The organism is Acidovorax sp. LjRoot74 (genome assembly GCF_964254355.1).
Classification (GTDB): Bacteria; Pseudomonadota; Gammaproteobacteria; order Burkholderiales; family Burkholderiaceae_C; genus Acidovorax.
The window spans coordinates 233,233-246,137 of the sequence record NZ_CAXUTI020000001.1; the positions used below are offsets into that span (position 1 = coordinate 233,233).

The 12,905-nt window shown below is 66.5% G+C and carries 12 protein-coding genes; 2 read left to right on the top strand and 10 right to left on the bottom strand.

Annotated elements, in window-relative coordinates; all coding sequences use genetic code 11:
* Positions 1-74 precede the first annotated feature (74 nt).
* The 6 genes from ACSQ3O_RS01085 to ACSQ3O_RS01110 form a co-directional block, all read right to left on the bottom strand.
* Entirely contained in the window at positions 75-554 is a 480-nt protein-coding gene (locus ACSQ3O_RS01085; RefSeq protein WP_436137562.1) for a VOC family protein, read from the bottom strand.
* 786 nt (positions 555-1,340) lie between these two features.
* Positions 1,341-1,883 (bottom strand): shikimate kinase, encoded by a 543-nt coding sequence (locus ACSQ3O_RS01090; protein WP_137747256.1) that lies wholly within the window; start codon positions 1,881-1,883, stop codon positions 1,341-1,343.
* Positions 1,884-2,129: 246 nt separating this feature from the next.
* Positions 2,130-3,290, bottom strand: coding sequence for a serine hydrolase domain-containing protein (locus tag ACSQ3O_RS01095; protein WP_436137563.1), 1,161 nt, complete (start codon positions 3,288-3,290; stop codon positions 2,130-2,132).
* A 103-nt stretch (positions 3,291-3,393) separates the two neighbouring features.
* Complete coding sequence (locus ACSQ3O_RS01100; RefSeq protein WP_436137564.1) at positions 3,394-5,085, bottom strand: long-chain fatty acid--CoA ligase; 1,692 nt, start codon at positions 5,083-5,085, stop codon at positions 3,394-3,396.
* Positions 5,086-5,150: 65 nt separating this feature from the next.
* On the bottom strand, positions 5,151-6,377 hold the full coding sequence (locus tag ACSQ3O_RS01105) for an acyl-CoA dehydrogenase family protein (RefSeq protein WP_436137565.1): 1,227 nt from the start codon (positions 6,375-6,377) through the stop codon (positions 5,151-5,153).
* 37 nt (positions 6,378-6,414) lie between these two features.
* A complete protein-coding gene (locus ACSQ3O_RS01110; RefSeq protein WP_056742279.1) occupies positions 6,415-7,188 on the bottom strand; it encodes an SDR family oxidoreductase in 774 nt (257 codons plus the stop codon).
* Positions 7,189-7,487: 299 nt separating this feature from the next.
* Between ACSQ3O_RS01110 and ACSQ3O_RS01115 the strand changes: the two genes are divergently transcribed.
* On the top strand, positions 7,488-8,492 hold the full coding sequence (locus ACSQ3O_RS01115; RefSeq protein ID WP_436137566.1) for a YihY/virulence factor BrkB family protein: 1,005 nt from the start codon (positions 7,488-7,490) through the stop codon (positions 8,490-8,492).
* A 318-nt stretch (positions 8,493-8,810) separates the two neighbouring features.
* Positions 8,811-9,623 (top strand): glycine zipper 2TM domain-containing protein, encoded by an 813-nt coding sequence (locus tag ACSQ3O_RS01120; RefSeq protein ID WP_436137567.1) that lies wholly within the window; start codon positions 8,811-8,813, stop codon positions 9,621-9,623.
* A gap of 73 nt (positions 9,624-9,696) precedes the next feature.
* Here ACSQ3O_RS01120 and ACSQ3O_RS01125 read toward each other — a convergent pair whose 3' ends face one another.
* The 4 genes from ACSQ3O_RS01125 to fdxA form a co-directional block, all read right to left on the bottom strand.
* A complete protein-coding gene (locus ACSQ3O_RS01125) occupies positions 9,697-10,884 on the bottom strand; it encodes an amidohydrolase family protein (RefSeq protein WP_436137568.1) in 1,188 nt (395 codons plus the stop codon).
* A gap of 68 nt (positions 10,885-10,952) precedes the next feature.
* Positions 10,953-11,675 carry a TetR/AcrR family transcriptional regulator gene (locus tag ACSQ3O_RS01130; RefSeq protein ID WP_436137569.1) on the bottom strand — a complete coding sequence of 241 codons (723 nt, stop codon included), beginning with the start codon at positions 11,673-11,675 and terminating at the stop codon, positions 10,953-10,955.
* Positions 11,676-11,725: 50 nt separating this feature from the next.
* The gene (locus tag ACSQ3O_RS01135) at positions 11,726-12,502 is read right to left on the bottom strand and encodes a ferredoxin--NADP reductase (protein WP_108618860.1); all 777 of its coding nucleotides are present in this window, start codon (positions 12,500-12,502) and stop codon (positions 11,726-11,728) included.
* A 69-nt stretch (positions 12,503-12,571) separates the two neighbouring features.
* Positions 12,572-12,901 carry a ferredoxin FdxA gene (fdxA, locus tag ACSQ3O_RS01140; protein WP_137747249.1) on the bottom strand — a complete coding sequence of 110 codons (330 nt, stop codon included), beginning with the start codon at positions 12,899-12,901 and terminating at the stop codon, positions 12,572-12,574.
* Positions 12,902-12,905 lie beyond the last annotated feature (4 nt).

Below are 12,905 nucleotides of genomic sequence, written 5' to 3' on the forward strand. Positions count from 1 at the left end.
CTGGACAGGCGCGAGGCCGTGTTTTGAGTCAAAAAAAATGCACGGGGCAAAGTGCAAAGACCTGCGACCCACCCTCATCCACGCCACGCAGCTTCAATCGCCGCCACATCAATCTTGCGCATGCCCATCATCGCGTCAAAGGCCCGCTTGGCCGCTGCGCGGTCGGGGTCATTGATGGCCTGTGTCAGCACCCGTGGCGTGATCTGCCACGACAGCCCCCACCGGTCCTTGCACCAGCCGCAGGCGCTCTCCTGCCCGCCATTGCCCACAATCGCGTTCCACAGCCGGTCGGTTTCGGCCTGGTCCTCCGTCGCGATCTGGAACGAAAACGCCTCGCTGTGCGCGAAGGCCGGGCCGCCATTCAACCCCAGGCAGGGGATGCCCAGCACCGTGAACTCCACCGTCAGCACATCGCCCTGGTGCCCTGCAGGGTAGTCGCCGGGCGCATGCATCACCCGCCCCACGGCGCTGTCGGGAAAGGTGGCCGCGTAGAAAGTCGCCGCCTCCAGCGCCGTGCCGTTGAACCAGAGGCAGAGGGTGGTTTTGGGGGACATGGGGTACTCCTGTTGGTCAGGTTGGAATAGGCCCGAATGCGGGGCCAGAACTCTCAGACGCGAAAGCGGTCACCGGTAAACCTTCTGACCAGCCCGAAATCCGGGGTTGGTATCTATTTGCCGTTCCAACAATGGTGCAGAAGTGCAGAGTTCCGTGCTGGGGGCTGCATCGATATAGTCTGGAGAATGTACGGTGAGCTCCCGTCCCAGACACTCTGGAAAGCAACTAATGTCCATACCTTCGTACTTCGCTAGGGCATTTAAGCCTCCATCAAGATTGCGCTTCAATCGGGTTGCAAGCGTCCAATTCCTTTTCACAGCCGTTGGTCCTATTGGCATGTGGTTGACTCTTCTCTTTGATGAGATTCCAACTAGATGGGCCCATCTGACGAATGCTGCGCAGATGCTTACGCTCATTTTTGCGGCGCACGAACAGTGGTGGATTTTTGCCTTGCGAGTTCTGTTGCCAGTAATTCTGCTCGGGCTGGCTGTGATGCACTGGCGCAGAGTGGACCAAGATGTGCCACGGAGAATGTGGCTCACTGGGCTAGGGTTGGGCGCTTCGGTGGTTGCCTTGTTGGTCATCCATTGGTCCATAGGCCTATCTGCGGTTTTGGCGACGTACTATGGGTACAAAGGCGTTCAAACTGCAACCAGTCCGTAGAAGCCTGCGGGTTAGTCAGACCAATGCATGCTGCGCGCCAGTTGGACTGTGGATGATTGGCGTAGCCGACCTTGACAGACAAGTCTTTAATCGCCGCCCATAGCCGCGTCTTCTATTGCCCTTCAGCGCGACCCCGCCCCACCCGCGCTCTCCGCCATCTCCAGCTGCATCATCACCATGTTGACCAGCGTGTGCACCGACGGCCGCCCGGTCTCGATCACGTAGTGGGCGGTTTCGCGGTACAGGTGGTCGCGCTGGGCGTAGAGGTCGCGCAGCTTGTCCATGGGGTTGCCGCCTTGCAGCAGGGGGCGGGTCTTGTCGTGTTTGACGCGCTTGAAGATTTCTTCGGGCGAGGCACGCAGGTACAGCACGTTGCCGAACTGGCGCAGCACCTCGCGGTTTTCGGGGCGCAGCACGGCGCCGCCGCCGGTGGACAGGACCATGCCGCCGGGCTGGCAGGCCACGTCGGCCAGCACCTGGGATTCGATGTCGCGAAAGCGGGCTTCGCCTTCGGCCTCGAAGAAGCTGCGGATGGTGGTGCCCAGGGTCTGTTCCAGCCGGTGGTCCAGGTCGATGAAGGGCACGCCCGCGCGGTGGGCCAGTTGCCGGCCGACGGTGGATTTGCCCGAGCCGGGCATGCCGACCAGTGCGCAGCGAATCTGCATAGGTTCAAGAAAGAGGTCTGGGGGACGGGCTTGCGCACTGCGGGTGGGGCTGTGTCGCGTGCCGTGACTGGGCGTTGAGTGTAAGCCTGCCCCCGCGCACCCCATGTCCGGCACGGCCTTAGCAACTGGCGCGACCCAGACCAGTGGACGCCGAGCAAGGGCCGCCCCGCAGCGAGGGCGTCGTCCCCCTGCCCGCGCGCAGCGCGAGAGTGGGGGGAAGCGGCAAAGCCGCTCAGGGGGGCCTAATCACAATGCCGCATACACCAGCGCCGGATACAGCTCGCACAGATACCGCAGCTGGCCGGGCGCCTGCGTGAGCAGGATGGCGAACAGGTCTTCCGCAGGGTCCACAAAGAAGAAGGTGCCGCCCAGGCCGCTCCAGCTGTAGTGCCCGGCCGATCCCGGGCGGGTGGCCTGGCCGGTGGCGGTGCGCACGGCCACGCCCAGCCCAAAGCCGTAGCCGGTGGGCAGGATGTCGCCCGCCACGGGCAGGTTGCCCAGGTGGTCGGCGGTCATGAAGTCCACTGTGGCGCGGCCCAGCAGGCGAATGGGAGCGCCAAGGCTGTCCGGCCCGGGGGCGGTGCCCCGGCCCAGCATGAGCTGCAGAAAGCGCGCGTAGTCGCTGGCGGTGGACACTAGGCCGCCCCCGGCCGACTCGAACACGGGCGGGGCGGTCACGTCGATCAGCGGCATGCCGATGCCGGTCTGCGGGTCGCGCTCAAAGGCCTCGGCCAGGCGGTGCTGCTGCGCGGCGGGCACCGAGAAGCCCGTGTCGTGCATGCCCAGCGGGCCGAACACGCGGCGCTGCAGGATGGCGCCCAGGCTTTCGCCCTCGATCACTTCCAGCACCGCGCCCAGTACGTCGGTGGCGCGGCTGTATTCCCAGCGGGTGCCGGGCTGGTGGACCAGGGGCAGGGGGCCCAGCGCCGCGACCAGGTCCGCATTGCTGTGGCGGCGCGAGCCAACGCGGGCGGCGCGGTAGGCGTCGGGCACGGTGCCGACCTCCCAGGCGTAGCTCAGGCCGGCGGTGTGGCGCAGCAGGTCGTGCACCGTGGCCTCGCGCTGCACGGGGGTGGTGGTGCCGGTGGCTGCGTCGTACACGCGCTGGCCGGCAAACGCGGGCAGGTAGTGGGCCACGGGGTGCGACAGCAGCAGGCGGCCTTCTTCCATGAGCATCATCGCCACCAGCGAGGCGATGGGCTTGGTCATGGAGTAGATGCGGAACACCGTGTCGGGCGCCATGGCGGGCACCGCCGATTCGGCGCTGGGCGGGCGCTGGTGGCCAACCGCCGCGTGCAGCACCGTGTGGCCCTGGTGGTGGACGAGGGCCACGGCACCGGGCAGCAGGCCCTGGTCCACATGGGTTTGCAGCACGGAGCGCAGGCGGGCGAGGGCGGTGGGGTGCATGGGGTGGTGAAGTCTTGAGGTTTTTTTGCCGTTTGCGCGCGACAGTCAAGCGCTGTTAGCTATAAAAATAATAGCTATTGCATGAATTGCCATGTGCTGTGGGTCAGGCCGCAGCACCGGCGGCGCGGCTGCGCTCCTGCTCCTGCAGCTCGCGCCACTGCACCTTGCCCGTGCCGGACTTGGGCAGGCTGTCCACCAGCTGCACGATGCGCGGGCTTTTGTAGGCGGCCATGTGTTCGTGGCTCCAGTCGATGATGGACTGCTCGCTCACCTGGCCCTTGAAGGTGTCGCGCAGCACGACCAGGGCCTTCACCGTCTCGCCCCGGCGCGCGTCGTGCGCCGCGATCACGCACACCTCCTGGATGGCGGGGTGGGCGTACATCATGGCCTCGACCTCGGCGGGCCAGACCTTGAAGCCCGACGCATTGATCATGCGCTTGAGCCGGTCCACCATGAAGAAGTAGCCGTCCTCGTCCACCTGCGCCAGGTCGCCGGTGCGCAGAAAGCGCTTGCCGTCCAGCGTCACAAAGCTGTCGGCCGAGGCCTGCGGGTTGTTCCAGTAGCCCAACATGACCTGCGGGCCATGCACCACGATCTCGCCGATTTCGCCCGGGGGCAGTTCGGCGAACGTGGCCGGGTCCACCACGCGCGCATCCACGTCAAACACCGGGATGCCCAGGCACTGCGGCTTGGGGCGGTGGGGCGGGTTGATGTGGGTGGCGGCCATGGTTTCAGACATGCCGTAGCCCTCCACGTAGTCGAGCCCCGTCAGGTCCTTCAGGCGCTGCGCCACGGCCTTGGGCATGGCCGCGCCGCCGCCGCGTATGGCCTGCAGGCTGCTGATGTCGTAGTCGGCAATGCGCGGGTTGGCCAGAAAGTCCACCACCATGGTCGAGATGGCCTGCCAGATGGTGACCCGGTAGCGCTGGATGAGCTGGGCGGCCGCGTCGCGGTCCCAGCGCGGCAGCACGACCACGGTGGCGCCCACAAACAGCGGCCCGTTCATGCTGCCCGACAGGCCGGTGACGTGGAACAACGGCAGCACCGTGAGGTAGGTCGAATCCTGCGTGCGCGCAAACCACTGCACGCCGCCCACCAGCGTGCTCATGGCGCTGCGGTGGGTGTGCATGCAGCCCTTGGGGTGGCCGGTGGTGCCCGAGGTGTAGGGCATCACGCACAGGTCGTCCGGCCCGGTGGTGATGGGGCCCGGGGTGCGCTGTTGCGCCAGCATGTCGCTCCACAGCGTGACGCCGGGGGCATCAATGGCCTGGCGCGGTGCGCTGACGAACGCGGGCACGGGCAGGTCGGTGGGCACCTGCAGGTAGTCGCTGTAGGCGGCTACGATCAGGTGCTTCAGCTTGCCTTCGCCGCCCGCCACATCCACCAGCGGCTGCGCCTGCGCATGCAGGTCCTGCGGCACAAAGGCCACGGTGGCACCGCTGTCGTGCACGTAGTGGCGCAGCTCGTCGGTGAGGTTCATGGGGTTCACCGGCACCACCACCGCATTGGCGCGCAGGATGCCGTAGAACGCCAGAATCCACTGCGGGCTGTTCTGCATGTACAGCAGCACGCGGTCGCCCGCCTTCACGCCACACACCTGCTGCAAGAAGCCCGCAATGTGCTCGGCCTGCTGCTGGAACTGGAGGAAGGTCACCAGCGTGTCGTAGAACACCAGAAAGGGTTTGTCTGGGTAGCGCGCGGCCGACACCTCGGCGTTGTGAAACAGATGCGTCTGCGGCAGCGTGAGGTGGCGGGGCAGCCCCGGCGGCCAGTGGGCCAGGTGGCGGTCGGACATGGGGGAAGCTCCTTGGGGTCAGGCATCGTCGGGCGGGCGCGGCAGGGCGCCCGCCGTCATCATCATCATGCGCGCTTCAGGTGGCGCGCCAGTTCGTCCTTGGCGATGGCGTTGCGGTGCACCTCGTCGGGGCCGTCGGCAAACCGCAGGGTGCGGGCCTGGGCATAGGCAGCGGCCAGCGGGAAGTCGTCGCTCACGCCGCCGCCGCCATGCACCTGCATGGCCCAGTCGATCACCTGGCAGGCCATGGCGGGTGCGGCCACCTTGATCATCGCGATCTCCTTGCGCGCAACCTTGTTGCCCACGGTGTCCATCATCTGCGCGGCGTTGAGCACCAGGAACCGCGCCTGGTCGATGAGGATGCGGGCATTGGCAATGCGCTCGCGCGTCACGCCCTGGTCAGCCACCGGCCGGTGGAAGGCCACGCGGCCCAGGGCGCGCTGGCACATCAGTTCCAGGGCGCGCTCGGCCACGCCAATCAGGCGCATGCAGTGGTGGATGCGCCCGGGGCCCAGGCGGCCCTGGGCGATCTCGAAGCCGCGCCCCTCGCCCAGCAGGATGTTGGACACCGGCACGCGCACATTCTCAAAACTCACCTCGCCGTGGCCATGGGGCGCGTGGTCGTAGCCGAACACGGGCAGGGCGCGTTCCATGGTCACGCCGGGCGTGTCCATGGGCACGAGGATCATCGACTGCTGCTGGTGCCGGTTGGCATGGTCGGGGTCGGTCTTGCCCATGAAGATCAGGATCTTGCAGCGTGGGTCGGGCGCGCCCGAGGTCCACCACTTGCGGCCGTTGATCACGTAGTGGTCGCCGTCGCGCTCGATGCGGGCTTCGATGTTCGTGGCGTCGGACGATGCCACATCGGGCTCCGTCATGGCGAAGGCCGAGCGGATGGTGCCGTCGAGCAGCGGCAGCAGCCAGCGCTGCTGCTGTTCGGGCGTGGCGTAGCGCGCCAGCGTCTCCATGTTGCCGGTGTCGGGCGCCGAGCAGTTGAAGGCTTCGGGCGCAATGTGCGAGCGGCCCATGATTTCGCACAGGGGCGCGTACTCCAGGTTGGTCAGGCCCGCGCCCAGGTTGGATTCGGGCAGGAACAGGTTCCACAGGTTGGCGGCCTTGGCCTTGGCCTTCAGGTCTTCCATCACCTGGGTGGGCTGCCACGGGTTGCCCGCCTTGCGGTTGGCGGCCACCTCGTGGTGGTACACCGATTCGGCAGGGTAGATGTGTTCCTCCATGAACGCCGTCAGGCGCTGCTGCAGGGCTGTGACCTTGGGGGAATAGGTGAAGTCCATGGGAATCCTTGGCGGTGCGATCGGGGGCCGGACGGGGTCAGATCAGGCTGGCGCCGCCATCGACCACGATGGATTCGCCCGTGATGTGGCGCGAGGCGTTGGACGCGAGGAACACCACCGCGCCCTTGAGGTCCTCTTCGCCGCCGATGCGGCGCAGGGGCGTGCGCTCGATCATGGCGGGGCCCAGTTTTTCGATGAGGCCGCTGGCCATCTTGCTCGGGAAGAAGCCGGGGCAGATCGCATTGACGCGAACGCCGTAGTGCCCCCATTCGGACGCCAGGGTGCGCGCAAAGTGCAGGGCCGCCGCCTTGGAGGTGTTGTAGGCAATCGTGTTCATGCCCGGGGGCGTGCCCTTGAGCGCGGCCACCGAGGCCGTGACGATGATCGAGCCCTTGCCGCGCGGGATCATGCAGCGCTTGCCCACTTCGCGCGACAGGAAAAACGGCGCGCTCACGTTCAGGTCCATCACCTTGTGCCAGGCGGCGTCGGGGTAGTCCTCGGCCTTGGCACCCCAGGTGGCGCCCGCGTTGTTCACGAGGATGTCGATGGTGCCAAAGCGCTCGACCACCTGGTCCACCAGGCCGGGGATGTCCTCGGTCTTTTGCAGGTCGTTCACCACGGTCAGTACCTCGTAGCCCTGCGCTTCGAGGTGCTTCTTGGCCTCGGCCAGCTCATCGGCCTTGCGCGCGGTGATGGCGAGCTTGGCGCCCATTTCGCCAAGGGCTTCGGCCATCTGCAGGCCCAGGCCGCGTGAGCCGCCGGTGACCAGGGCGACCTGGCCGGTGAGATCGAAGAGTTGCTTGACGCTCATGGAAAAAACGCTTTCGTGCAGAGAGTGGGGTGAAGGTGAATGAATGCCCAACCCGGGTCCCGGTGGCTCGTGGCGCGCCGGGTGGGGCGAAGGGGTGCGGGAAAGGCGGCGGTGGCCGCCGTGCAAGCTGGTCGGTCAGCGCTTCATGCTAGCCCTGCGTCCGCCCGGTGTAAAACCGCCGCTGTCACCTTTGAAACTCTGCGCGCTGCCGCCTGCCCGCCCCGTGTGGGATGGCGCCTACCCGCACTTGCGGCCACGGCGGATGGACGGATGCGCGCCCCGGCCCTAGGCTCGCGGGGATGAACGAGTCTTCCCCGCCCCTGGCGACAACCACCCCCAGGCTTGCCCGCATGGCCCAGCCCCTGCAGCCGCTGTGGCGCCTGGTGCAGCCGTTCTGGCGTGCGGCGCAGATGTGGCTGGACGCCGACGGGCTGCGCATGAGTGCGGCCATGTCGTTCTACGGCATGCTGAGCCTCGCGCCCCTGCTGCTCTTGCTGGTGGGCGTGCTGGGCTGGTGGGTGGACCGTAGCTACCTGGAGAGCAGTCTGGTCGCCCAGGTACAGTCGGTGATGGGCCAGCAGGTGGCCGACGTGGTGCGCCAGGCGCTGGCCAGCGCGCAGGCGCCGTCCGAGGGGCGGCTGGCATCGGTCATCGGTTTTGGGGTGCTGGTCTCGGGGGCCACCGGGGTGTTTGTGGAGCTGCAGTCCGCGCTCGAGCGGCTGTGGCGCCGGGACGATGACACGCCGCCCCAGCGCGCCGCATGGTGGCGCATGGCGTCGCTGCGGCTGCGGGGGTTGGCCTATGTGCTGGCGCTGGGGTTCTTGCTGCTGGTGTCGCTGGCGCTGTCCACCTTGATCCACCTGCTGGCGGGCTGGGCCGGGCAGCATCTGGCCGCAGGCCACCTGCCTGTTTTGGCGCCGCTGGCGCCGCTGCTGCAGCTCGTCAACGAAGCCATTGCCTTCGGGCTGGCCGTGGCGCTGTTTGTGGGGCTCATGCGCATTGGCGCGGGCCCCAAGCCGTCGCTGCGCTACCTGGTGATGGGCGCCGTGGTGGGGGCCTCGCTGTTCACGGTGGGCAAGCAACTGCTGGCCTGGTATCTGTCCACTGCGGCTGTGGTGTCGGCCTACGGCGCGGCGGGCTCGCTGGTGGTGCTGCTGATGTGGATCTACTTTTCGTCGGCCATCCTGCTGTTTTCTGCCAGTTGCGCGCAGGCGCTGGAGGATGCCTTGCATTCCGGCCCGCGCCGCCCAGCGGCCTTGGCGCGCTGGGCCGCATCCGCCCGGGCGCGGGTGCAGGAGCTGTAAATGTTGGCAACAGCGCGCACGATGCCGATTCCATTGCTCTGCCCAGCCCAGAGCGGCCGCCACGACGGGGCTCATTGCGCTGCCAGGATGCGTCCACAAAGGCAGCGTGGCTGGGCTGTGGTCGCAAATGCTGCCAAAAGAGGTTTACCGCTGCTTACTGCCGCTTACAAACCGGCCACATCGCAGCGCCCGCCGCTGTGTACCTTCGGGCCATCCGGTCCGTTGAAACACCACGGCTCCATCCCGTAGCGGGCGCACAGCGCTTTCTTTGCACACCCGCCCCCTGCGGACTTCTCCGATACGAACAAGGAAATGACCATGAACCTGACGGTTTCTTCTCCAACTCCGCCTGCTGCGATCCCCGCTGCGGCCCCCGCCGGCCAGGCCCTGAAATGGATGTGGGCCGCCATTGGCGTGCTGGGCGTGAGCGTGCTGGCACTGGGCGCCACCCTGGTGTGGCAGCAGCGCACACCCTCCGCGATCAGCGCCCCGGCCGTGGCCCCCGCGCAGCTGGCCGCTGCACCCCGCACGCCAGAATCCGAAATCATTGAAGAAAAAAGGCCTTCTGCGCGGGACCAGTATGCCCAGCCAGCTATCGATAGCGTAGCAAATGGCCGAACGCCCCAGGGCCAGGCTGCGCAGCGCCCTGCAGAGATGCCGGGCAGCCCGGGCGCGCCCCTGGGCGCAGGCCCTGCGCAGCCCGTGCGGGCAGCCGCACCGGTGTGCCGCAGCTGCGGCCGGGTCGAATCCGTGCAGGCGGTGCAGCAGGCCGCGCCCGCCACGGGCGTGGGGGCCGTGGCCGGTGGCGTGCTGGGTGCCGTGGTGGGCAACCAGATCGGCAAGGGCAGCGGCCGCACCGCCGCCACCGTGCTGGGCGCAGTGGGCGGTGGTTACGTGGGCCACAAGGTTGAAGAGCGCACCCGCACCCACACGGTGTACCAGGTGGCGGTGCGTATGGAAGACGGCTCGCTGCGCCACTTCCAGCGCGCAGAACCCACGGCCGTGGGAACGCCCGTGGTGCTGCAAGGCAAGGGCTTCCGCGTGGACCAGGGCGGCTCGGCCCGTGCTGCAGATCCCTATGCACAACCGCAGCCCCAGCCGGGTACGGTGCGGGTGTCGGACACTTACTGAGCCAGTCGTTTTCCCCAGAAAAAAGCCCGCAAACGCGGGCTTTTTTTGTCGCTGCTGGTGACTGACTAGCGGGTTACAGCACCACCGGAATCTCGGTCGCAGGCGGCGTGTTGCGGCTGCGGCCGCAGCGCACCAGGCCGTCGATCATGACCATGCCAATGCCCGGGATGTCGCCCAGCTGAACGCTCTCCAACAGCGTGGCGCCCGCAGTGTGCTGGGCCCGGTCCATGAACACAAAGTCGGCCGCGCGGCCCACTTCGACCAGGCCACAGTTCAGGTTGCGGATGCGCGCCGTGTTGCCCGTGGCAAAGCAGAACACCAGCTCGGCGGGGATGTCGGCAAAGCTCGAAATCAGCGCAATCATGCGCAGCATGCCCAGTGGCTGCACGCCCGAGCCCGCTGGCCCATCGGTGCCCAGAATCACCCGGTGCGGGCACTTGAGTTCGATGGCCGCGCGCGCGGCCTGGATGGCGATCTTCTCGTTGCCGTTGTGCACCAGCTCGATAGCGCGGGACGACTTCTCGCACAGCTCGCACACATGTTTCCAGGGCAGCGAGGTGTGGCCACCGTTGATGTGGCCGATCACGTCGGCATCGGCCTCCAGCACCACGTCCTTGTCGATCAGCCCCGAGCCCGGAATTGACGGACCACCGGTATGGATGGTGCTCTGGATGCCGTGCTTGCGCGCCCAGGCCACCATCTGCTGGGCCTCGTAGCCCGCCTTGACGGAGCCCAGGCCCACTTCGCCCAGCAGCGTCACGCCCGCCTCGGCCAGGTCCTTGAAGTCCTGCTCGGTCATGCCTTTTTCGATGACTGGGGCGCCCGCGATCACCTTCACGCCACCGGGGCGGAAGTTGTCGAACGAACGCTGCGCGGTGATGGCCAGGGCCTTGAGGCCCACGATGTCCTTGGGGCGGCCGGGCAGGTGCACTTCACCTGCCGAGACCATGGTGGTCACGCCGCCGTTCATGGTCGAGTCGATCCAGCCGATCTGGTTCTGGCGCGGCGTCCAGTCGCCAAACACCGGGTGCACGTGGCTGTCGATGAGGCCTGGCGCCACGCAGGTCTGGCGCGCGTCGATCACGGTATGGGCGTGGTCGGTGTCGCAATCCTTGTAGCGGCCCACGGCCACGATGAGGCCGTCGTTCACCACGATGGTGTCGGCGTCGAGGATGGGGCGGTCCAGGTCCCCCGACAACAAAAGACCGATGTTCTGGATGACGACCTTGCCTGACTTGCCGCCGGCTGCTGCTTCTGCCATGGATTCTCCTCGTGGGGTGATGGGCGGGGCGCCGCGCGGCACTCCGCAGGGAAAAATCTCTTGTCGATTCAGGCCGCTACTGTCACCTTGCCCTTGGGCAGGTGGGGGCCGGGCGCCACGGTGCGCAGCACGCTGTCGATGACGAACGACTCCCAGTGCGCCAGGGCCTCGGGCGTTTCCAGGTCTTCGCCCAGAAAGGCCGACAGCGTGTGCCGGTTGGACATGTAGAAGTAGCCGGTGGCGGCGATCAGCAGGTACACGTCGCGCGCCGACACATCCTTGCGGAACAGGCCCTGCGCTTGGCCGCTTTCGAGCACGCGGCGGATGACCTCGATGGCGGGCGATGAGTATTCGCGGGCCCGCATCGACTTGGAGATGTGCTTGCCCTTGTGCAGGTTCTCGGTGTTGAGCAGCGTGATGAACTCAGGGTTCTTGCGGTAGTAGCCCACCACGAAGCGGATCACGGCCTGCAGCGCCTCCACCGGCTTGGCGGTGTCCAGGTCCAGTTTGGATTCCGCATCGTTCATGCGCCGGTAGGTTTCCTCCAGCACCTCGATGAACAGGCCTTCCTTGCTGCCGAAGTAGTAGTAGATCATCCGGTCGAAGGACTTGGCCGCCTTGGAGATCTTCTCCACGCTGCCGCCTTCGTAGCCGTAGCGGGCGAACACCTTGGTCGCCGCTTTCAGGATGTTGTCGCGCGTGGTCTGTGCGGCCTGCTCGCGCACGCCCGTCTTGCGGGCAGAGGCTGCGCGGGGGGACGCGGTCCGGGTCTTGGTGGGAGTGGCAGACATGGCGGGTCCTGGTGGATGAGGCGGGCCCCCAGGGCGGGGGCCGCCGGGGATCACTGCTCTGCGAACGCGCGTTCGATCACGAAGTCACCCGGCTTCGTGGTGTTGCCTTCCTTGAAGCCGCGCTCTTCCATCATGTGCTTGAGGTCGCGCAGCATCTCGGGGCTGCCGCAGATCATCACGCGGTCTTCAGCGGGGTTGAGCGCGGGCAGGCCCAGGTCGCGGGCGAGCTGGCCGTTTTCGATCACGGTGGTCACGCGGCCCTGGTTCTTGAAGGGCTCGCGGGTCACGGTGGGGTAGTACTTGAGTTGCTTGCTCACGATTTCGCCCAGGAACTCGTGCTTTGGCAGCTCCTCGGTGATGTAGTCGTGGTAGGCCAGTTCCTTCACCTCGCGCACGCCGTGCACCAGGATGACCTCTTCGAACTTCTCGTAGGTCTCGGGGTCGCGCATCAGGCTCAGGAACGGGGCCACGCCCGTGCCGGTAGAGAGCATGTACAGCCGCTTGGCGGGCAGCAGGTAGTCGATCAGAAGCGTGCCGGTGGGCTTTTTGCCCACCACGATGGTGTCACCCACCTGGATGTGTTGCAGGCGCGATGTCAGCGGGCCGTCCGGCACCTTGATCGACAGGAACTCCAGGTGTTCTTCGTAGTTGGCGCTGGCAATGCTGTAGGCGCGCAGCAGGGGTTTGCCGTTCTCGCCGCGCAGGCCAATCATCGTGAAATGGCCGTTGGAGAAGCGCAGGGCGGTGTCGCGTGTGGTGGTGAAGGAGAAAAGGCGGTCCGTCCAGTGGTGGACGGACAGGACGCGTTCTTCGAGAAAGGCGCTCATGGTGATTTCGTCGGCTAAAAGTTGAGAAATGAGGCGAAAAAGCTGGCTGAAAGGCTGGGGCTGGAGGCGTCAGGGCGCGATGTTCAGCCCGGAAAGCTTGTGGCTCACAACCCTCCATTGTTCCGCATCTGGCAAAGCCGCTTTTCTTTTGGTGATTGGGGGCAGAGCGGGGGCCTGCTTTTTGTTGAATTCCAGGAAGATTTCCATGCCCTCTGGCAGGTCGTCCTCGGCATAGATCGCGTTCACCGGGCATTCGGGAATGCACACCGCGCAGTCGATGCATTCGTCGGGGTCGATCACCAGGAACTCTGGCCCCTCCTTGAAGCAGTCCACAGGGCACACATCGACGCAGTCGGTGTACTTGCACCGAATGCATGCGTCCGTCACAACGTGCGTCATTTTG

Bases quoted from the DNA above. Each gene is read 5' to 3' on its own strand.
- ACSQ3O_RS01100 (WP_436137564.1), bottom strand. From the start codon at position 5,085: ATGTCCGACCGCCACCTGGCCCACTGGCCGCCGGGGCTGCCCCGCCAC.
- ACSQ3O_RS01115 (WP_436137566.1), top strand. From the start codon at position 7,488: ATGAACGAGTCTTCCCCGCCCCTGGCGACAACCACCCCCAGGCTTGCC.
- ACSQ3O_RS01135 (WP_108618860.1), bottom strand. From the start codon at position 12,502: ATGAGCGCCTTTCTCGAAGAACGCGTCCTGTCCGTCCACCACTGGACG.
- ACSQ3O_RS01110 (WP_056742279.1), bottom strand. From the start codon at position 7,188: ATGAGCGTCAAGCAACTCTTCGATCTCACCGGCCAGGTCGCCCTGGTC.
- ACSQ3O_RS01105 (WP_436137565.1), bottom strand. From the start codon at position 6,377: ATGGACTTCACCTATTCCCCCAAGGTCACAGCCCTGCAGCAGCGCCTG.
- ACSQ3O_RS01120 (WP_436137567.1), top strand. From the start codon at position 8,811: ATGAACCTGACGGTTTCTTCTCCAACTCCGCCTGCTGCGATCCCCGCT.
- fdxA (WP_137747249.1), bottom strand. From the start codon at position 12,901: ATGACGCACGTTGTGACGGACGCATGCATTCGGTGCAAGTACACCGAC.
- ACSQ3O_RS01090 (WP_137747256.1), bottom strand. From the start codon at position 1,883: ATGCAGATTCGCTGCGCACTGGTCGGCATGCCCGGCTCGGGCAAATCC.
- ACSQ3O_RS01125 (WP_436137568.1), bottom strand. From the start codon at position 10,884: ATGGCAGAAGCAGCAGCCGGCGGCAAGTCAGGCAAGGTCGTCATCCAG.
- ACSQ3O_RS01130 (WP_436137569.1), bottom strand. From the start codon at position 11,675: ATGTCTGCCACTCCCACCAAGACCCGGACCGCGTCCCCCCGCGCAGCC.
- ACSQ3O_RS01085 (WP_436137562.1), bottom strand. From the start codon at position 554: ATGTCCCCCAAAACCACCCTCTGCCTCTGGTTCAACGGCACGGCGCTG.
- ACSQ3O_RS01095 (WP_436137563.1), bottom strand. From the start codon at position 3,290: ATGCACCCCACCGCCCTCGCCCGCCTGCGCTCCGTGCTGCAAACCCAT.